Origin of the sequence: Balneatrix alpica DSM 16621 (assembly GCF_000619885.1) — a bacterium.
Taxonomy (GTDB): domain Bacteria; phylum Pseudomonadota; class Gammaproteobacteria; order Pseudomonadales; family Balneatricaceae; genus Balneatrix; species Balneatrix alpica.
On record NZ_JHUZ01000006.1, the window covers coordinates 439,353 to 460,017 of the forward strand.

Below are 20,665 nucleotides of genomic sequence, written 5' to 3' on the forward strand. Positions count from 1 at the left end.
GCAAACAATCCGGCTGGGTTCTGAACGGCAGGCAGCTCAAAGCGCGTATATCTGGCGGCATAGGGAGTGGGAAAAAAGCTAACTCGGCTGTACAGATAGTGAGCGAGTTTGGTTTGGGCGAGGAGGGATGATGGAAACCAAGCAGACCATTCTGGTGGTGGATGACACGCCGGAGAACATTGATGTACTCGCTGGCATCCTCAGGGAGCAGTATCGAGTCAAGGTGGCCTTAAATGGTGAGCAGGCACTGAAATTAGCCAAAGGACCGGATCAGCCCGATCTGATTTTATTGGATGTGATGATGCCTGAGCTGGATGGCTATGAGGTATGCGAGCGCCTGCAAAAGGACTTGGTTACCCGCCATATCCCGGTGATTTTTGTGACCGCCCGCTCGGATGTGGCGGATGAAATTCGTGGCTTTGAATTAGGCGCGGTGGATTACATCACCAAGCCGATTAGCCCACCGATAGTGAAGGCAAGGGTACGCACGCATTTGGCACTGTATGATCAGCAACGTGAACTTGAACGTCGAGTGAGTGAGCGTACCCGCGAGCTGGAGCGTACCCGACTGGAAATAGTGCGTTGTCTTGGCGCGGCAGCGGAGTACAAGGATAACGAAACCGGCATGCACGTTATCCGCATGAGCCATTACACCCATCAGCTTGCGCTGGCGGCGGGGCTGCATGAGGAAGTTGCCAATCTGCTGCTACATGCTGCTCCCATGCATGATGTCGGTAAGATCGGTATTCCCGATGCGATTTTGCAAAAGCCGGGCAAGCTTGATCCGGATGAATGGGAGATCATGAAGCGCCATGCTCTCTATGGCGCTGAAATTTTATCCACCAATAATCCCTCCCCCCTCCTACTGATGGCGAAAGAAGTCGCCATTACCCACCATGAAAAATGGGATGGTTCAGGCTACCCCTATGGTTTACGCGGCGAAATGATCCCGATCTCGGGGCGTTTGGTGGCAATTGCCGATGTGTTTGATGCCCTCACCTCAGAACGGCCTTACAAAAGGGCCTGGTCAGTGGAAGACGCCATGGCGTTGTTGCGGCGCGAGGCAGGTAAGCACTTTGATCCTGAATTGGTGGTGCTGTTTGAGCAGTGCTTGCCGGAAGTGCTGCGTATTCGTGATCTTTATGCCGATGAATGAGTGGCAGGGAGCGGGAGAGTGATGCAGTTGTCTTTTAAGCGCAAATTACTGTTATGGATTATTTTGCCCTGCTTTGTTGCGTTATTGCTGACTTCTATCGTTACCCAGCGTCAGCTGCAAGCATTGTTGAATGAGGAGACCCACGGTCGCTATCTTGCCCTGGTAGGGCAAGGGGCGCAGGAATTAGCCGCAGAGCTGGGGGTGCTGGAGCAAACTGGACGCACGCTGGTCTCGTTGCTCAGCAGCCGCTTGGCCTTGCAAGAGTCTGAGATTAAGACTCTGCTGCAGGCGGCCATTACTAATAGCCCGCTCATTCACTCTATTAATTTGGCTTTGCCGGAGGCTAAGCCTGCCCGCTGGTACCACGCCTATCGCCAGGAAGAGGAGAGTTGGCTACTGAACCTGATGCCCCAGCATGATTTTCATCAGCAGGACTGGTGGCAGCGTAGTTTGACGCGAGTGTCGGGCAGTTGGTCACTGATCTGGCGTGAGCCGGTGCGGGGAGAGGCGGTGGTGAGTTTTAGCCTGCCAGTGCGCGAACGAGGCCGCCTGTTAGCTGTGTTGGCGGTGGATTTATCGCTTAAGCAGCTCTCCCAGGTATTGCACTTACCTAATATCAAAGCAGAACAGCTGTGGGTGATCACCAGTAATCAGCAATTTGCCCATGTGCAGGAGCCGGCTTTACTGCATCAGTCGCTATTGCAACTGCCTTATGAGGAACTCACCCACCTCTATGAGCAGTTACAGGCCAGTTCCAGTGGTTGGCTGGAGCTCAGTTTTGATCAGCAACGGCCTGAGCGTATTTACTTTACTCAGGCCCCTATTCTGGGTTGGCAACTGGGTATTCGCCTTGATCCTGAACGTCTGAATATACGGACACAAAACTATCTCTGGGAACAGCGACTGATTTGGGGCAGTGTTTTTATCCTGCTGATGTTACTGACCTATATGCTGACCTCCCACTTGTTAGAACCGCTTCAGCGTTTGCAGAAAGCGGCGCGTGATCTGAGTTTAGGTCGCCCGGTTTTCTTGGAGGCTTATAACAGCCGGGATGAGGTGGGTGAGCTGGCCAGTAGCTTTGCCATGATGGTGAAAAGCTTGCAGGATCGCGAAGCGAGCCTACGGCAGCTGAACCAGGAGTTGGAGCAGCGGGTCGCGACCCGGACTGAAGCGTTGGTACGCAGTGAGCGTCAATATCGCAGTCTGGTCGCCAATATGCCGGGCACGGTGTTTCGCGTGAGCCTGTTAGCTGACAGCTGGCCGATTGAGTTTGTTAGCAATGAAATTGAGCGTTTGACCGGTTATTCACCTGATTTCTTCATCGGTAAGGGAAGGGTAGAGCTGGTGGATATGATCCACCCGGATGATGTGTTGGCATTTCGCCAAGTTATTGAGGCCAGTGTGCAGGAGCGTCGTCCTTACTCATTGGAATACCGCCTTTATGATCAGGATGGGGTGCTGCACTGGGTATATGAGCGGGGGCAAGCCAGCTATGACGAGCAGGGTGTTGCTCTGACGCTAGAGGGTACCCTGGTGGATATCAGTGATCGTGTTGAGGCAGAGCGACAACGCCGAGAGCAGGATGCCTTCTTCCGTGCACTGTTTGATCATGCCGGTGTTGGCTTAATTTCCTTGGATGCGGATGGCCGAGTGCTCAATGCCAATGATGAATTTTGTTTATTTAGCGGTTACCGCCTTGACGCGTTATTACAGCTGGTGGCCAAGCAGCTGGTTTGCAAGGAGGATAAGCCCAAAGCCTCTGCCGTGTTGGCGGCATTGAAGAGTGGTGAAGAGGTAGTGCGCCAGGTCTTGCGGGTGCGTCACCATGATGGTGCAGAACGTTGGGGAGATATCCGTGCCACCGCAATGCGGGATGAGCAGGGTGATTTTCAGTATGCAGTGGTATCGGTGATGGATGTCACCGATGAACATCAAGCGCAATTACAGTTGCAACAAGCTCATCGAACATTGCAGCTGCAACAGCAACAGTCTCAGGCGATTCTCGACTACTCCCCTTCGGTGATCTATCTCAAAGACTTGCAGGGACGCTATTTACTGGTTAATGCGCGTTGGAGCCAGCTCATGGGATTGAGCAAAGAGGAGGTAGTGGGGCGTAGCCTATTTGAAGTGTTGCCAGAAGAGCAGGCCGATAGTTTTGATCGTATTGATTACCAAGTTTTGCAGGATGGACGAATCCGTGAGCTGGAAGAGGAGCTGATCCGCGATGAAGGGGTATTGACCTTTCTGTCCTATAAATTCCCCCTCTATGACCCGGATGGCAATATTTATGCGGTCTGTGGCGTCTCGAATGATATTACTGAACGCAAGGAGGCGGAACGGCGCATTCAAGAGTCTGAACAACGCTTGGAACTGGCGCTGAAAGGGGCAGGGATAGGCCTGTGGGATTGGCAAGAGGGGGATCGGGTATATACCAGCCCGGTGTGGCAACAGCGACTGGGTTATGCGCCTGAACAGGCACCACAGCAAGCCGCACAGTGGTTGGCGCTGATTCATCCGGATGACCTGAGTCATCATGCCCAGGCTTCCCGTGCTCATGCCTGTGGCGAGACGGAAGATTACCGGGTGGAGTATCGCATCCGTGATGCCAAAGGCGACTGGCAGTGGGTGATGGATTGGGGCCGTGCGGTGCAGCGGGATGCGACAGGTATGCCGCTGCGTATTCTTGGAGTGACTATTTTTGTTAATGAAATCAAAGAGTTGCAGCTGGAGTTGGAGCGGGCGAGGGTTGCGGCAGAGCTCGCCAGCCAAGCCAAGAGTGACTTCCTGGCGAACATGAGCCATGAAATCCGCACACCGATGAATGCCATTCTAGGCATGACCCACCTGGCCTTAGGTACTGAGTTGAATGAACGTCAGCGTCACTATTTGACTAAGGTGGATAGCGCGGCCAAGTCCTTGTTGCAGATTCTGAATGACATTCTCGACTTCTCCAAAATTGAGGCGGGTCGATTGGAGATGGAGGTGGTGCCCTTCAACCTTGAGGTTGTCCTGCAGGAAAGTGCCCAACTCTTTACTCTCAAAGCGGTGGAAAAGGGTTTGGAGCTGATCCTGGATCTGCCCCCGGATTTACCGATCCATTTACGTGGCGACCCTTTGCGCTTGGGACAGGTGCTGAACAATCTCATCAGTAATGCGATCAAATTTACCCAGCAAGGGGAAATTCTGCTGGCGGTTGAGGTCTTGCAACAGGATGGCGAGTCGGTCGAGCTGAAATTCTCCGTGCAGGACTCAGGGATCGGCATGAATACTGAGCAGCAGGAGAAGTTATTCCGTTCCTTTAGTCAGGCTGATAGCTCCACCACCCGTAAGTATGGCGGTACTGGATTGGGGTTAGCGATCTGCCGCCGCCTGGTGCAGATGATGCATGGTGAAATCAATGTCTTGAGCCAGCCAGGGCAGGGTAGTCAGTTCTGGTTTAGTGCCCGTTTTGTGATGGAGGAGACGGCAAATGCTGAATACGCCCTGCCGGATACCAGCCTGGAAGGGCAGACGGTGGTGGTGATTGATAGCCATGACTTGGTACGGGAAACGCTGGTGCGAGATCTGCAAACCTTCTCGTTTCAGGTCAAGGCGTTTGCCAATGCCACAGAGTTTCTCCACTGCTGGCAACAGACCCCTGAACAGGTGCGTCACTGTCGCTTGGTATTGCTGAGCTGGAAACTGGCCGATCAAGACGGCATTGCGCTGTGGCAGCAACTGAAAGCACAGGGTGAGCCGTTGCCCCCCTGCGTACTCTTGACCAATGTGTTTGAACATGAGCAGGTGCAGCCCTTGCTGGCGCGGGCGGGCATCCAGTCTTGCTTGGTCAAACCTATCAGCCCCTCCAGCTTGTTTGATACCTGTGTACGTTGGTTGGGTCAGCCGGGTCTAAGCCCGTGTCCCCCGGAGAATATAGGCAACCAGCGTCGCTATTATCGCTTACAGGGTCTGCAAGTACTGTTAGTGGAAGACAATGAGATCAATCAGGAGCTGGCCCGTGAGCTGCTGGAGCAAGCCGGGATTGATGTGCTGGTGGCGGAGAACGGCCAGGAAGCGTTGGATTGGCTAAGCAAGGAAAGTTTTGACTTGGTGCTGATGGATATTCAGATGCCGGTCATGGATGGCTATACCGCAACCCGCCACATTCGCGAACAGGCGCAATGGCAAAACTTGCCCATCCTGGCCATGACCGCTAATGCGATGCCGCAGGATCGCCAGCAGTGTCTGCAAGTGGGGATGAACGATCATCTGGCCAAGCCGATTAATGTGGATGAACTCTTCCACAAACTGGCCCGTTGGAGTGGGCGTGAACTGGAAACCCTGAGTCAGGCCGAGCAGCGCCAGGCATCGCCTTGGCAGGTGCTGATTGAGGCAGGGATTAATGTGGAAGAAGCGCTGTTGCGTCTGCAGGGACGCGATGACATGTACCAACGCTTGTTACAGAAATGGCTATTGCGCGCTCCGGCGATTGAAGCGGATTTGTGGGAGAGCTGGCATCAGCGGGCCTGGGCCGATCTGGAGCGCCATGCCCATAGTCTCAAGGGGGTGGCCGCTAACCTGGGCTTTAGTGAGTTGGCTGAGCTGGCCTTGCAGGTGGAGCAGGATGCTTCAATTGAGTTAGATAATCGTGCGGCCAGCTTATTGGCGGCTTTTCACCGTACCCGTCTGCTGATTAGTCAGGTGGTGGGTGAGCAAGAGCAGGAAGAGGGCGAGCTCAATCCACCGGATACGGCGCAATTACAGCAATTGCAACGCTTGTTAAGCGAGCAGGACTTTGAAGCGCGTAGCTACTTTGAACAGTATCGTGGCCAGTGGCTGGGGTTGGGTAAGGCGCGCCTGGAAAAACTGGCTTATGCCCTGGAGCAGTATGATTTTGATGGTGCTGCAGCGGCCTTGGCCGAGTACTTGGCCAGCCAACAGGATGAAGACAGGGGGGAGAGTTAGCGGAAAGCACCAAGCCGATAAACGGCTTGGTGGGACAATCAGGGTATGACCAGGGTATGACGCTTAGCCTTCCAGCTTGGATAGATCCCGTACCGCACCCTTGTCGGCACTGGTAGCCAGCAGGGCGTAGGCCTTCAAGGCGGCAGAGACTTTGCGCGGACGTGGCTTAGCCGGCTTCCAGCCCAGTTGATCCTGCTGCGCACGGCGCTTGGCCAGCTCGGCCTCATCGACTAACAGATCGATGCGGCGGTTGGGAATATCGATGCGGATAGGATCACCATCTCGAACCAGACCAATGGTGCCGCCTGCCGCCGCTTCCGGTGAAACGTGTCCGATGGACAGACCAGAGGTGCCGCCGGAGAAACGGCCATCGGTTAGCAGGGCGCAGGCCTTGCCCAGTCCCTTGGACTTCAGGTAGCTGGTGGGGTAGAGCATTTCCTGCATGCCGGGGCCGCCACGGGGGCCTTCATAACGGACGATGACCACTTCCCCTTCTTTCACCTTGCCTTCCAGGATATGGGCAACGGCTTCATCCTGGGACTCGGTGATATGGGCCGGGCCTTCGAACACCAGAATGGAGTCATCCACCCCAGCGGTTTTCACCACGCAGCCGTCTTCGGCCAGGTTACCGAAGAGGACGGCCAGGCCACCCTCAAGGGAAAAAGCATGTTCCAGGTTGCGGATACAGCCCTGGGCACGATCACCATCCAGACTGGGCCAGCGGGTGGACTGACTAAAGGCCACCTGAGTAGGAATGCCCGCCGGGCCGGCCTTATAGAACTCCACTACCTCGGCGCTGGGGTTGCGCATGATATCCCAGGTATCCAGCGCTTCTTTCATGGTAGCGCTATGCACAGTGGGTACATCGGTGTGCAGCAGACCGGCACGATCGAGCTCACCGAGAATGGCCATGATGCCACCGGCACGGTGTACATCTTCGATATGGTATTTGGGGGTATTGGGGGCCACCTTACACAGCTGGGGCACCTTGCGTGACAGGCGATCAATATCCTTCAGGGTGAAGTTGAGCTCAGCTTCCAGCGCAATGGCCAGGATATGCAGAATGGTGTTGGTGGAGCCGCCCATGGCGATATCCAGGGTCATGGCGTTTTCAAAGGCCTTGTCGCTGGAAATGGTACGGGGCAGGGCGGTGATGTCGTCTTGCTCGTAGTAGCGTTTGGCCAGACTGACGATACGTTGACCGGCTTCTTCAAACAGGCGGCGGCGGTCACTGTGGGTGGCGACCACGGTGCCATTACCGGGCAGAGACAGGCCCAAGGCTTCGGTCAGACAGTTCATCGAGTTGGCGGTAAACATGCCGGAGCAGGAGCCGCAGGTGGGGCAGGCAGAGCGCTCGTACTCGGCCACCATCTCATCGCTGGCACTGTCATCGGCGGCAATCACCATTGCATCCACCAGATCCAGCTTGTGCTCGGACAGCTTGGTCTTACCGGCTTCCATCGGGCCGCCGGAGACGAAAATCACTGGGATATTGAGGCGCATCGCCGCCATCAGCATTCCCGGGGTGATTTTGTCGCAGTTGGAGATACAGACCATGGCATCGGCACAGTGGGCGTTGACCATGTACTCCACGGAGTCGGCGATGATGTCACGGGAGGGCAGGGAGTAGAGCATGCCATCGTGGCCCATGGCGATGCCATCATCCACCGCGATGGTGTTGAATTCTTTGGCGACCCCACCGGCCTTTTCAATCTCCCGGGCCACCAGTTGGCCCAGGTCTTTCAGGTGGACGTGACCAGGCACAAACTGGGTAAAAGAGTTGACCACCGCAATAATCGGCTTATGGAAGTCTTCATCCTTCATGCCGGTGGCACGCCAGAGCGCGCGAGCGCCAGCCATGTTGCGGCCAGCCGTGGAGGTTTTGGAACGATAGGCAGGCATGGGTATTCCTCACAGGTGCTGCTTATGCCAACTCAAAGTGGCTAATCACGCTAGGGTTGGCTTGTTATACGCCCGTCGCCTGTGCTGGCGGGGCAAAGAGGGTCTATTCTAAGCAAAACAGCAAAGCACACGAAAGCGCTATGGCGAATCAACTTGAAGTTTTCGAGCAGCAGGTACGGGATAGCAGTGGTCGCGCAGTGCTACAGACGGCCGCGTTGATTGAGTTGCCCCCAGGGCGAGTACTCTATCGTCAGGGCGATCGATGCTGCCAGTATTTGCTGATGGTGGCAGGTAGGGCGCGGGTCTATCTGACCTGCCCCAGTGGTCGTGAGTTGGTGCTTTATCGTTTGCAGGCAGGGCAAGCCTGCGTGCTGACCACCAGTTGTCTGCTGGGGGAGAGCGCCTACCCCGCCAGTTGTGTCAGTGACTCGCTGGTACAGGCATTGGTGATTCCGCGCCCCGCCTTGTTGCGTGGTTTGGCGGAGTCGGAGGATTTGCGTTTGCTGGTGATGAGCCAGTTTGGTCAGCGTTTACAGGAAGTGATGGCACTGATCAGTGAACTGAGTTTGCGCCGTTTGGATATCCGCTTGGCACGCTTACTGTTGGAGCGGGCGCATCCGCAGGCATGGTTGGTTAGCTTGGCTAATCTGGCGAATAGCCTGGATGCGCCGGAAAGTGCGGTGAATCATCTGCTCCATGAGTTTGAACAGCGCGGCTGGATTTTACTTAACCAGGGGTCACTGGATGTGCAACAGCCCCTGGCCTTAAATCGTTACATCGCTGAGGCGACGCTTTAACCAAAACGACCGCTGACGAAGGGATTGCCACGGCGCTCAGCGCCGAAGCTGGACTCTGGGCCATGACCGGGGACAAAGCGCACCTCATCCCCCAAGCTGAAGAGTTGTTCATGAATCGAGCGGATCAGGGTGTCATGGTCGCCGCCGGGGAAGTCGGTGCGACCGATAGAGCCTTTAAATAATACATCCCCCACCTGTGCCCACTGAGTGGCCGCATGATAGAAAATCACATGACCAGGGGTATGGCCGGGGCAGTGGCGTACTTGCAGCACTTCCTCACCGACTTGCACCTCATCTCCTTGGGCGAGCCAACGGTCTGGATGAAAGGCCTGGGCGGGTGGGAAACCAAACATCTGCGCTTGTTGCACTAACGCATCCAGCCAGAACTGATCCGCCAGGTGGGGACCTTCGATTGGCAACTGCAGCTCACTGGAGAGGTGCTGGGCAGCACCGACATGATCCAGGTGGCCATGGGTGAGCAGTACTTTGCTGAGTTTGACCCCCGCTTGCTTGACCGCGTCCAGCAGTTTCTCGGGTTCACCGCCGGGATCAATTAGCGCTCCCTCCATACTCTGGTCACACCAGACCAGGGTGGCATTTTGGGCAAAGGCAGTAACCGGGATAACCTGATAACGCAGCATGAATGATTAACCTTGCTGTTGTTCTAACTGCTGTAAGCGAGCTTCGAGACGATCGAGATGTAAACGGGCCTGGCGAATGTCTTCTATCCAGTCTTCGACTTCGATTGGGGTGGGGAGCAGTCCTGACTCCTCCTGCAGGTATTCACGTAAGTCGGCATGCAACTCGCCACGGCTACGGGCAAGCCAAGTGCGCTGTTGTTGCAACGCCTTGCCGATCAGATGGGCGGGGATATCCCCCAGATGCTCCGCCAGCCAGCCTTCCCAATCCGGATCAAAGCCCTGATAGAGGCGCTGTAACTGTTGCAGCAGCTGGTGATCCCCATCGATTTGGATACCGGAGCCGGCCAGCGGCTGACTGGGGTCAGCCAGGCGCGCCAATAATTGGCTGAGGTTGGCCTGCACGCGGGCATCGACTTGCTCCGGCGCTTCCAGTTGCAACCGCAGGCTTTGCTCTAACAGGCGCAGGTAAAGCGGTTCAGGCCACTCCTGCAGCTGCAGTTCGATACAGCGATCTGCCAGTTCCGGTAAGCGCTGCAGCAGCCAGGGATCACGACTGAGCAGGCTGTTCAGACGTGCCTCCAGGGTGGCGAGCAGGGCAGAGCGCAGGGGCCGGAACATAGGCGTTACCTCAGGGTTTGATCCCGGTATGGAGGGCGACGATGCCGCCGTTCATATTCTCGTATTCCACCCGCACCAGTCCGGCGTTTTCCATCATCCCCTTGAGGGTTTCCTGATCCGGGTGCATACGGATCGACTCGGCTAGATAGCGGTAGGACTCGGCATCGCCAGTGATGAGCTTGCCCATCAGCGGCAAGGCGGTGAAGGAGTAGAGATCATAGGCTTTGGTTAGCAGGGGGTTGTTGGTTTTGGAGAACTCCAGCACCAACAAGCGGCCACCGGGTTTTAGCACCCGCGCCATGGAGGCCAGGGCCTTGTCTTTATCGGTGACATTACGCAGACCAAAGGCGATGGTGATGGCATCGAAGCTGTTATCGGGGAAGGGCAGGCACTCGGCATTGGCCTGAACGTATTCGACATTACCGACCACGCCCCGGTCGATCAGCTTGTCACGGCCGACCTTCAACATGGAGTCGTTAATATCCGCCAGCACTACCTTGCCCTTGGCGCCCACCAGGCGGCTGAATTGATAGGTCAGGTCACCGGTGCCACCGGCAATGTCCAGTACACTGTGACCGGCCCGTACGCCGCTACGGTTGATGGTGTAGCGTTTCCACAGGCGATGAACCCCCGCCGACATGAGGTCATTCATCAGGTCATACTTGGCGGCAACGGAGTGGAATACCTCTGCTACCTTTTTGACCTTCTCGTCCGTCGGTACCTGCTTGTAACCAAAGTGGGTGGTGTTACCGCTGGATTTGTCCTGTTCGCTCATGGTTCGATCCTGGCCTGCAAAAACTGCGACCATTTTAGAGGGTTAGTCTGGCTTTGTCCTTCCCAATAAGGGGTAGGGCCTAGCCCAAAATCTTCACCACGCTGACATCCGGGTCGCGGTTGGCACCGGCACTGGCTAAACGGTCAAGATAGTGTTGCCAGTAACGCTGCTGGTGTTGGCACAGGTCGTGGAGGTAATCCCAGGTGTAGAGGCCGCTGTCGTGGCCGTCGTCGAAGCTGATTTTGACCGCGTAGTGGCCGCTGGGCTCGATTTTATCGATGCCAACATGGAGTTTGCCGGTCTGCAGAATACCGGGGCCGCGGCCATGGCCACGGACCTCGGCGGAGGGGGAGTGCACCCGCAGGAACTCGGCACTGAGATGATAGTGCTGTTCGCCATACACCAGCTCCAGGGTTTTGGAGGCTTTATGTAGACGCAGGGCGGAGGGACGAGGTGCACTCATGGCTTTTCCTTACAGAATATAGCGGCTCAGGTCTTGATCCTGGGCCAGTTCACCCAGTTGCGCATCCACATAGGCGGCATCGACGCTGAGGCTGTCGAGCCCTGTTCCAGCCTGGAAGGAGACATCCTCCAGCAGACGCTCCATCAGGGTATGGAGACGACGGGCGCCGATGTTTTCGGTTTTCTCGTTGACCTGGAAGGCCAGCTCCGCCAAACGCTGGATGCCGGAGTCAGCGAACTCAATCCGCACCCCTTCGGTAGAGAGCAGGGCCTGATATTGCTCGGTGAGGGAGAAGTCCGGCTCGGTGAGGATGCGGCTGAAGTCTTCTGGCGTCAGGGCGTTGAGCTCAACCCGGATCGGCAGACGCCCCTGTAATTCAGGAATCAGGTCCGAGGGCTTGGACAGATGGAAGGCACCGGAGGCAATAAAGAGGATATGATCGGTTTTGATCATGCCGTGCTTGGTATTGACGGTGCAGCCTTCGATCAAGGGCAGCAGATCCCGTTGTACCCCTTCGCGGGAAACATCGGCACCGCTGGTTTCGCCGCGCTTGGCGACCTTGTCGATCTCATCGATAAAGACGATACCGTTTTGCTCCACGGCTTCCACTGCACGGGCTTTCAGATCATCTTCTTTGATCAGGTTGGCGGCTTCTTCCTCCTGCAGCAGGCGCAGGGCTTCTTTGACCTTGAGGCGACGGCTCTGCTTACGCCCGCCACCGAGGTTGGCGAACATGTTTTGCAGTTGGCTGGCCATTTCTTCCATGCCGGGCGGTGTCATGATTTCGACCCCAGCCTGGGTGGCGCTGACTTCGATCTCGATTTCTTTGTCGTTCAACTCGCCTTCGCGCAGTTTTTTGCGAAATACCTGACGGGTATGAGTGTCGGTGCGGCTGGGCTCGGCATCAAAGCCGCTGCCACGGGCCGGGGGCAACAGGGCATCGAGAATGCGCTCTTCGGCAGCATCCAGGGCGCGGTCTTTGACCTTTTGCATTTCCTGCTCACGCAGCATCTTAATCGCCATGTCAGCGAGGTCGCGGACAATCGACTCTACATCCCGGCCCACATAGCCGACTTCGGTGAACTTGGTGGCTTCCACCTTGATAAAGGGCGCATTGGCGAGTTTGGCCAGGCGGCGGGCAATTTCGGTTTTACCTACCCCGGTGGGGCCGATCATCAGAATGTTTTTCGGCGTGATTTCGGCCCGCTGGGCAGCGCTAAGCTGCATGCGGCGCCAGCGATTACGCAGGGCAATGGCGACGGCACGTTTGGCCTGATGTTGCCCAATGATGTGCTTGTCGAGTTCTTGCACGATTTCACGAGGGGTCATGGACATAATCAGGCTCCGCTGCTTTCCAAGGCTTCAATAGTCAGGTGATGATTGGTGTAAACGCAGATGTCGGCGGCAATTTTCAAGGATTCTTCGACAATCTGGCGGGCATCCAGGTTGGAGTGATCCAGCATGGCGCGGGCGGCAGCGGTGGCAAAGTTGCCGCCGGAGCCGATCGCCAGGACACCGTATTCCGGTTCGATCACATCGCCACTGCCACTGAGCAGCAGGGAGTATTGGCTATCGGCCACCACCAACATGGCCTCCAGACGACGCAGGGCGCGATCGGAGCGCCATTCTTTGGCCATCTCGACGGCGGCACGCTGCAAATGGCCGCCGTGTTTTTCCAGGTGGCCTTCAAAGCGTTCAAACAGGGTAAAGGCATCGGCGGTGGAACCGGCAAAACCGGCCAGCACCTTGTCACGATAGAGGCGGCGCACCTTGCGGGCGTTCCCCTTCATTACGCTTTGGCCCAGGGATACCTGGCCATCGCCACCTAGTACTACCTGGCCGTCTCGGCGAACGCAAACGATGGTGGTCATTAATCTCTCCGTCAATGCTGTGCAGGATGTGAGATCCTGCCGCCCTGGAGGGCAAAAAAATTGGGGCGGGTTACGCCTGTGCAGGAGGAAGTGGTGGTGAACAGGGCAGATTTCAAGGCAGGCGCGGGGGCTACCCCTTAAGCAGTAGCAACAATGCCGTGTGGCAGGGCGCAATGGACGGCTCAGCAATCCAGTCGTCAGGGGGACGGCCTGGATTGCTGGGGTGTGTGGCGCTTTACTTGACCGGTACCCGAATCGCTTGGATACCGATGCCGCTAAGCTTGCCTTCGGCGCGGCTGAGGGTGTCGCCACTGTAGGGGCCAACACGCACCCGCCACCAGGTGCCGCCATCACTACCGGGGCCAGGGGTGACGCTGACCTCCTGTAAACCCTGCAGGAACAACTTCACCCGCAGTGCTTCCGCTTCTTTTTCGGTACGGAAGGCACCGGCCTGGAGCAGCATCCGCGCACTGGCGGTGCTGGCAACGGGCTGTTGTGCGGGCTGCGACAGCTCCACTACCTGGGCCGGGGTGCTGTTGCTGGCGGCATCAGGTTGTGCTTGCGCATTAGCCGTGGGTGGCGGCGGTGGAGGCGGTGCCAGGGGCTCTACCCCGGAAGGGAGCGGCACTTCTGACTCCGGCAGCAGTTTATAGAAATCCCAACTCTTGGCCGCGGCATCCTGAGGCTTGGGCGGTGGAGGTGGAACCTTGGTTGCTGGCTTGGCCGCTTCCTTGGCGGCTGGCGCCGGCGCTTGGCCGCTACTGAGTACCTGCTGGTTGAGGTTGGGGTCGGTTTTGACCTTGGTGAGCTGTAACAGCACAAAGGCAAAACCACCCAACAGCAGCACGACCAGTAATAGCCGGCCCCAGGGCAGCCCCGCGCGTTGCTTCGCGCGTGAGCGTCCGGAGGAGCCGCCACTGCGGCGGTGTTTTTTGGCAAAATCCTGGGTCGCCATGAGTTACATGCTTTCCGGTGCGGAAACCCCCAGTAGCGCCAAACCATTGGCCAGTACTTGACGCACGGCCAACGCCAGGGCCAGACGGGCATCACGCAGGTTCAGGTCATCTAACAACATCCGATGGGCGTTGTAATAAGTATGGAAGTCACCCGCCAGCTCGCGCAGATAGTGGGCCAGCTGATGGGGTTCGTGATTGACGGCGGCGTTGTGCAGGGTTTCCGGATAGCGCGCCAGCTTCTGCATCAGATCACGCTCGGCATCCTGCTCCAGCAGTTCCAGATTGGCCAGGCCGCGCTCTTGTTGCCAGGCCTGTTCCAGCTTACCCACCAGGGTGCAGATACGGGCATGGGCATACTGAATGTAGTACACCGGGTTGTCTTTGCTTTCCGACTTGGCCAGATCCAGGTCGAAATCCATGTGTTGGTCGGCTTTGCGGGAAACGTAGAAGAAGCGGGCAGCATCATTGCCCACCTCCTCACGCAGCTCGCGCAGGGTGACGAAGGAGCCGGAGCGAGTCGACATCTGTACCCGCTCGCTGCCGCGATAGAGAATTGCGAACTGCACCAGGCGCACCAGAAGTTTGTCGGCATCCAGCCCCATGGCGGTCAGCGCAGCCTTCACTCGCGGAATGTAGCCGTGGTGATCAGCGCCCCAGACGTTGATGACGGTATCGAAGCCACGCTCAAACTTGTTCAGGTGGTAGGCGATATCCGAGGCAAAGTAGGTAGTCTGGCCGTTATCACGTTTCACGACCCGGTCTTTGTCATCGCCAAAGGCGGTGGAACGGAACCACAGGGCACCTTCTTGCTGGTAGATGTGGCCGTTTTGCTGCAGCTTCTCAATCGCGCGTTCGACATCAGCAGTTAAGGAGCGCTCAGAGAACCACTCGTCATAGTTGACACCAAAACCGGCCAGGTCATCACGGATATCATCCAGAATGCGGTTCAGACCCAGATCAAATACCTGGCTATAGCCATCCTCACCGAGTAGTTCACGGCAGCGCTCGATCAGGGCATCAATATGCTCTTCTTTGTCGCCACCGGCGGGCTCGTCGGCGGGAATGCCAGCAAACACCGTGCTGGCGGGGTGGCGATAGGCTTCCCCTACGCTGCTTTTCAGCTCTTCGGCATAGGCCAGCACATAGTCGCCTTTATAACCGTTGCTGGGGAAGTCAAAGGACTCGCCACAGAGCGCCAGGTAGCGCAACCAGACACTGGCAGCCAGAATGTTCATCTGCCGGCCAGCATCATTGACATAGTATTCGCGCTGCACGTCATAACCGACGGCGGCTAGCAGATTGGCAATGGTGGCGCCATAGGCTGCCCCACGGCCATGGCCGACATGCAGAGGGCCGGTGGGATTGGCGGAAACAAACTCGACCTGCACCTTGTTACCGGCACCGGCCTGGCTGCGACCAAAGCTTTCCCCTTCGCTTAGTACCTTGGCAACGATGGCGCTGGTGCTGGCCTGGGACAGATAAAAGTTGATAAAGCCGGGGCCGGCGATTTCCACCTTGATCACCTGCTCATCGGTAGGCAGGGCGGCCACTAGGGCCTGGGCTAATTCACGCGGGTTGCGTCGGGCCGGTTTGGCTAACACCAGGGCAATGTTACTGGCAAAGTCGCCATGGGCTTTATCGCGGGTCGCATCAACCTGGGGTTGAACCTCCAGATCAGCGGGCAAGGTACCGGCCTGTTGCAGGCTGGTCAGGGCGGCTTGAATTAGCTTGGCAATATACTCTTTCATCGCGGCTCGAAGTCGAGTTAAGGCAATCCGGCGTAGACACGGGGTAGGCCCGGCGTGTCCTTGGCTAGCTTCCCTTGAGTTGGTAAAAGTTCAGGGTGGGAACTGTCCAGTTGGACCAAAGGCGCATTATCGGAGGAAAGCCAGGGCAGGGCAACCCAAAGGCTGGATTTGTCGCTGATCACCGTCGCCTGCCACATTGGTGGTGACGCTAAGCCACCCAGGCAAAGTCAGATACAGGAGAGGAATGGATGGCGTGGATAACAACCTGGCTACCGCCTGCCTTGTCAGGGACGGATGTACTCTGGTTAATGTTGGCCAGTCTGCTCACCTCCGCCCTGACGGTGGCCACCGGTGTCGGCGGTGGCACGGCCCTGCTGGCGGTGATGGCGAACATCCTCCCCGTCACTGTGATTATTCCTGTCCATGGCCTGGTGCAGCTTGGCTCCAATGCTGGGCGCTTGTTGATGCTCTGGCGGCATGTGCATTGGTCCTTAACAGGTTGGTTTGTGCTGGGTTGCTTGCTGGGCAGCGCCCTGGGTGGCCAGCTGGTGATCAGCCTGCCCCAGTCTGTGCTGCAGCTGATGCTGGGGCTGTTTATTCTGCTGCTTTGCTGGTTACCGTTGCCGCTGCAGGGAATAGGGGAGCGCTCAGGGGTATGGATGGGTGGGGTGACGGCGTTTGTCTCCATGTTTGTCGGGGCCACTGGCCCCTTTGTGCTGGCGTTACTTAAAAATGTGCTGCTTGAGCGCCATGCCTTGGTGGCCACCATGGCCGCTTTGATGAGCTGCCAGCATCTGGTCAAGGTGGGGGTGTTTATCGCCCTGGGGGTGGCCCTGCATGACTGGCTGGGATTAATCCTGCTGATGGTGATGTTGGGTGGTTGCGGCACCCTGCTTGGTAGCCTGGTGCTGCAGCGGCTTTCCAATCATCGCTTTGCCCTGATCCTGAAGGTGATGATTACCCTGTTGGCACTCCGTCTGCTTTATGCCGGCTTCAATCACTGATGGCCAGCAAGGTGAAATGAGTACCCGTATCACTCTTACTACTCTATTGGCAGAGCTGCTTTATTACCTGCTTAGAGCAGGACTCATGAGTGCTTTGTGCTAGCGAGGGCTGTATCGCTAGTGAGCAGGAGGTTAGCCGTAGAATCACTAGCATTGATGGCCGATCACTATTTAGATAAGAGGCCGATGACGTTAAAACGTATCCGCCGGATCAATATCCACTGACCAGCGCAGATCATGGGGGAGCTTGCTTTGTTCGAGTCGGCTGATCAGTTCTTGTAGGTACTGATGCAGGGGGCGTCGTTCCTGGCTGCTGAGGTGAATCAGGGCGCGATAACGACCGTGACGCTTCTCCATGGCGGCGGGCATCACGGCACTGAGTTGAATGCCGGCTGGGGTGGGCCACTGCTGTTGCAGTTGTTGCAGCCAGTCCAGCGCGAGGCCAGGGCGAGGGTGGTCGGCGCGGATCAGGGCCAGGTGCTGCCAAGGGGGGAGTTGTACGTGCTGACGTTCGGCCAGTTCGGCTGCGGCAAAGGCGGCATAACCTTGCTGGCAGAGGAGTTGCAGCATGGGGTGATCGGCATGTTCACTCTGGATCAGAACTTCACCCGCCAGTTCTGCCCGCCCTGCGCGGCCAGCCACCTGGATTAAGAGCTGAGCCATCCGTTCCATGCCACGGAAGTCAGCGCTGAACAAACCCTGATCGGCATCGAGGATGGCGACCAGAGTGACATGGGGAAAGTGGTGGCCTTTGGCCAGCATCTGGGTGCCGATCAGGATGCAGGGCTCGCCCTGGTGTACGGGGGCAAGCAACTTTTCCAGCCCCTGGCGCTGGCGGGTGCTGTCACGGTCGATACGAATCACCGGTACGTCAGGAAACAGTTGCTGCAGGCTTTCTTCGCTGCGCTCGGTGCCCTGACCAACCGGAGTCAGTTGCTGGCCATGGCATTGTGGACACCGCAGGGGGATAGGTTGTTGGTATTCACAGTGGTGGCACAGTAAGCGGCGGCTGCCTTTATGCAGGGTCATGCGGGCATCGCAATGATCACACTGGGCCAGCCAGCCGCAATCGGGGCAATGCAGGCTGGGGGCAAAGCCGCGCCGATTAAGGAAAATCAGGACCTGTTGGCCAAGCTTGAGGTGGTTTTGGATGCTGGCCAGCAGGGGGGCACTCATGCCCTCATGCAGCGCCTGCTGTCGAATGCTCAGGCAGCGCAGTGGCGGTGGACTGGCATTGCCGGCGCGCTGCTTGAGTTGCAGGTGGGCAAAGCGTCCCTGGCTGACGTTATGCAGGCTCTCCAGCGAGGGAGTGGCGGAGCCAAGAATGACGGGAATATTGAGCCGCTTGGCCCTGACCAAGGCCAGGTCGCGGGCATGGTAGCGAAAGCCTTCCTGTTGTTTGAAGGAGGTGTCGTGTTCTTCGTCAATAATGATCATGCCCAGTTTGGGCAGGGGGGTGAGTAAGGCCGAGCGCGTGCCAATCAGGATGGGGGTGAGGCCATGCTTGGCCTGTAGCCAGGCTTGCAGACGCTCCTGGTCGGAGAGCCCGGAGTGCATGATGGCAATGGGCAGGTTAAAGCGGTGTTTGAAGCGGCGCAGGGTTTGCGGGGTCAGGCCGATTTCAGGCACCAATACCAGCACCTGTTTGCCCTGGCGCAGCACTTCGCTCATCACCTGTAGGTAGACCTCGGTTTTGCCGCTGCCGGTGATGCCTTCCAGCAGCCAGCATTGGTACTGCTCAAGTTCGGCGCAGATAGCGCTTTTGGCGGCCTGTTGGTCGGCATTGAGGCTGAGGGGGACTTCATGCAGCAATTCCCCCTGCTGTTGATAGTGGGGGCGCTTCTCCCGTTCAAAGGATTCAATCAGCTCCCGGTTTTGTAGTGCTTTGAGGGTGGCGGGGGAGTATTCCAGGGTTTTCAGTGCTTCCTGGCTCAGGCCCTGTGGGCAGCGCTGCAGCTCTTGCAACAGTTCCCGTTGGCGGGCGCCTCTAAGATCGTTGGGATGAAAGTTTTGCCCTTGACTGGTCAGGCGCCAGAGGGTCTGGCGTGGGAAACTGGCGGGTTGACCCTGGCGCAGGGGGATGGGCAGCGCCTGCTGTAGTACCTCCCCCAGGGGATGTAAGTAGTACTGGCTGGCCCAGTGCAGCAGGCTGAGCAGCTCTGCATCCAGCACGGGCTCCTCGTCCAGTACAGCCTGAATGGCACGTAATTTGGATTGGGGGAAGTCGGACTGCTCTTTGTGTGCGGTCACCACACCTATCATTTGGCGGGCGCCGAAGGGAACCCGTACCCGCATCCCTACCTGTACCTGATGCTCCCCGGCCAGATAGTCAAAGGTACGATACAGCGGAACGGCGAGGGCGACTTCTACAATCACGGCGAATCTCAAAGCTGTACAAGGATTGTTCTGGCCGCAGGGCTTTGCTAGAATGCCCGCCTCGTAATTTTTGCCTGGTACGTTGTGGCATTGCGTACGCGCAGTGACCAGTGGGGCCTTAAGCAAGGTGACGAACAGACAGCGAACCGGTGCAACCGCAAGTAAGATCTATCAGTGCGGTGCCCGACCCCAGTGCGGCTTTCGGGTAGCGGCACACTAACATATGAGGCTATGGTCATGAAACAGGGTATTCACCCCAAATATACTGAAGTAAAAGTTAACTGCTCTTGCGGTAACGTAATCAACACTCGCTCTACTCTGGGCAAAGATTTCCACGTTGACGTGTGCGGCGCTTGCCACCCCTTCTACACCGGTAAGCAGAAGGTGCTGGATGCAGGTGGTCGTATCGATCGCTTCAACAAGCGTTTCGGCGCGATGGGTGGTCGCAAGGCGTAATCGTCTGCGTCACAGGCAAAAGGCACCTTCGGGTGCCTTTTGTGTTTCTGGTCGATTGTTTTTTGTTCACTCGCCTTCAACGCATCCTTGACTACACTTGCTGGCATCGAAACGCCAGGGAGTGAGGCAGATGCGCGATCGAATAGGCTTAGCTGCTTGGCTAGCCATCACCCTTTATGCCAACTTTGCCTGGGCTAATTGTCAGCCGAGTGCTGTCAGTCAAACAGTGAGTCATGCGGTTGCCTTGGATGGTGACAGTCTCAGGTTGGCCGACGGTAGCCAGGTGCGTCTGTTAGGGGTGAATACCCCTGAGCGGGGGCAGCCTCTGGCAGCAGAAGCGTTGGCCGCTACCCAATCCTTTATTCGTCATAGCCGCTTTTTATTGTTGGAGGTGGGGCAGGAGTCCCATGATCGCTATGGTCGGCAGCTGGCGATGGTGTTCGATGATCAGGGGCAAAGCCTGAGTGCTTTGTTGTTGGAGCAAGGCTTAGGTTGGCATGTCGCTATTGCCCCTAACTTGGCCTGGGTGGCGTGTTTACGCCCCCATGAACAGGCGGCTAAACAGCGTAGGCTGGGCGTATGGCTGCGTTATCCTGCTCAGCGTGTCAGTGCTTTAGCGCCAGGGGTATCGGGTTTTCAGCGTCTGCAAGGCAAGGTAACGGCAGTGGAGGTGCGCGCTGATGCACTGTTGCTGAGTCTGGATACTCTGGTGGAGTTGTATTTAACCGATCCGCTGGGAGTGCAGCAGGGGCAGGCGTGGCTGGGCAAGCAGGTGGAGGTGAGGGGCTGGTTGGTTTGGCGCGGGAGTGCGACGCGTACGCGTTGGCGCATGCAGTTAAGCAGCCTGGCGATGCTGGAGTCGCATTAGCTGTCATGTGCAGGTCGTCCGGCTGGTTTATAAGGGGTGATCCGTTGAAGATTTACCTAGCGGCTGTTGCATTTATGACTTTTTTGCAGA

The 20,665-nt window shown here is 57.2% G+C and carries 16 protein-coding genes; 6 read left to right on the plus strand and 10 right to left on the minus strand.

The window, feature by feature from the left end:
- Window positions 1-130: 130 nt before the first annotated feature.
- Both Q334_RS0102595 and Q334_RS19790 read left to right on the plus strand, forming a co-directional pair.
- On the plus strand, window positions 131-1,156 hold the full coding sequence (locus Q334_RS0102595) for an HD-GYP domain-containing protein (RefSeq protein WP_027311844.1): 1,026 nt from the start codon (window positions 131-133) through the stop codon (window positions 1,154-1,156).
- Between the two features lie 21 nt (window positions 1,157-1,177).
- Entirely contained in the window at window positions 1,178-6,100 is a 4,923-nt protein-coding gene (locus Q334_RS19790; protein WP_027311845.1) for a PAS domain S-box protein, read from the plus strand.
- A 63-nt stretch (window positions 6,101-6,163) separates the two neighbouring features.
- Here the strand turns inward: Q334_RS19790 and ilvD are convergent, their stop codons facing one another.
- Window positions 6,164-8,002: a dihydroxy-acid dehydratase gene (gene ilvD, locus Q334_RS0102605; RefSeq protein ID WP_027311846.1), complete on the minus strand. Its 1,839-nt coding sequence runs from the start codon at window positions 8,000-8,002 to the stop codon at window positions 6,164-6,166.
- Between the two features lie 140 nt (window positions 8,003-8,142).
- Between ilvD and Q334_RS0102610 the strand changes: the two genes are divergently transcribed.
- Window positions 8,143-8,799, plus strand: coding sequence for a Crp/Fnr family transcriptional regulator (locus Q334_RS0102610; RefSeq protein WP_027311847.1), 657 nt, complete (start codon window positions 8,143-8,145; stop codon window positions 8,797-8,799).
- On the opposite strand, the gene Q334_RS0102615 is transcribed toward Q334_RS0102610, so the two are convergent.
- From Q334_RS0102615 to argS, 8 genes are all read right to left on the minus strand, one after another.
- A complete protein-coding gene (locus Q334_RS0102615) occupies window positions 8,796-9,437 on the minus strand; it encodes an MBL fold metallo-hydrolase (protein WP_211249489.1) in 642 nt (213 codons plus the stop codon). The two genes, Q334_RS0102610 and Q334_RS0102615, sit on opposite strands and share 4 nt — an antisense overlap.
- A gap of 9 nt (window positions 9,438-9,446) precedes the next feature.
- Entirely contained in the window at window positions 9,447-10,058 is a 612-nt protein-coding gene (locus Q334_RS19795; protein ID WP_051527460.1) for a ubiquinone biosynthesis accessory factor UbiJ, read from the minus strand.
- A 10-nt stretch (window positions 10,059-10,068) separates the two neighbouring features.
- On the minus strand, window positions 10,069-10,833 hold the full coding sequence (gene ubiE, locus Q334_RS0102625; protein ID WP_027311849.1) for a bifunctional demethylmenaquinone methyltransferase/2-methoxy-6-polyprenyl-1,4-benzoquinol methylase UbiE: 765 nt from the start codon (window positions 10,831-10,833) through the stop codon (window positions 10,069-10,071).
- A gap of 79 nt (window positions 10,834-10,912) precedes the next feature.
- The gene (locus Q334_RS0102630) at window positions 10,913-11,296 is read right to left on the minus strand and encodes a gamma-butyrobetaine hydroxylase-like domain-containing protein (RefSeq protein WP_027311850.1); all 384 of its coding nucleotides are present in this window, start codon (window positions 11,294-11,296) and stop codon (window positions 10,913-10,915) included.
- Window positions 11,297-11,305: 9 nt separating this feature from the next.
- Window positions 11,306-12,634: an ATP-dependent protease ATPase subunit HslU gene (gene hslU / locus Q334_RS0102635; RefSeq protein ID WP_281172993.1), complete on the minus strand. Its 1,329-nt coding sequence runs from the start codon at window positions 12,632-12,634 to the stop codon at window positions 11,306-11,308.
- Window positions 12,634-13,167, minus strand: a complete 534-nt coding sequence (hslV, locus tag Q334_RS0102640) for an ATP-dependent protease subunit HslV (RefSeq protein ID WP_027311852.1) — start codon at window positions 13,165-13,167, stop codon at window positions 12,634-12,636. The genes hslU and hslV overlap by 1 nt, the downstream gene beginning before the upstream one ends.
- A 235-nt stretch (window positions 13,168-13,402) precedes the next feature.
- Window positions 13,403-14,122, minus strand: a complete 720-nt coding sequence (locus Q334_RS17760) for an SPOR domain-containing protein (RefSeq protein ID WP_051527461.1) — start codon at window positions 14,120-14,122, stop codon at window positions 13,403-13,405.
- Between the two features lie 3 nt (window positions 14,123-14,125).
- On the minus strand, window positions 14,126-15,871 hold the full coding sequence (argS, locus tag Q334_RS0102650; protein ID WP_027311853.1) for an arginine--tRNA ligase: 1,746 nt from the start codon (window positions 15,869-15,871) through the stop codon (window positions 14,126-14,128).
- A 248-nt stretch (window positions 15,872-16,119) separates the two neighbouring features.
- Here argS and Q334_RS0102655 point away from each other — a divergent pair, with 248 nt between their 5' ends.
- Complete coding sequence (locus tag Q334_RS0102655) at window positions 16,120-16,875, plus strand: sulfite exporter TauE/SafE family protein (RefSeq protein WP_027311854.1); 756 nt, start codon at window positions 16,120-16,122, stop codon at window positions 16,873-16,875.
- 192 nt (window positions 16,876-17,067) lie between these two features.
- On the opposite strand, the gene Q334_RS0102660 is transcribed toward Q334_RS0102655, so the two are convergent.
- Entirely contained in the window at window positions 17,068-19,251 is a 2,184-nt protein-coding gene (locus tag Q334_RS0102660) for a primosomal protein N' (RefSeq protein WP_211249475.1), read from the minus strand.
- A 237-nt stretch (window positions 19,252-19,488) separates the two neighbouring features.
- On the opposite strand from Q334_RS0102660, the gene rpmE reads away from it, so the two are divergent.
- Together rpmE and Q334_RS17765 are read left to right on the plus strand one after the other, a co-directional pair.
- The gene (gene rpmE, locus Q334_RS0102665) at window positions 19,489-19,707 is read left to right on the plus strand and encodes a 50S ribosomal protein L31 (protein ID WP_027311856.1); all 219 of its coding nucleotides are present in this window, start codon (window positions 19,489-19,491) and stop codon (window positions 19,705-19,707) included.
- Window positions 19,708-19,837: 130 nt separating this feature from the next.
- Entirely contained in the window at window positions 19,838-20,575 is a 738-nt protein-coding gene (locus Q334_RS17765; RefSeq protein ID WP_051527462.1) for a thermonuclease family protein, read from the plus strand.
- Window positions 20,576-20,665: the final 90 nt, after the last annotated feature.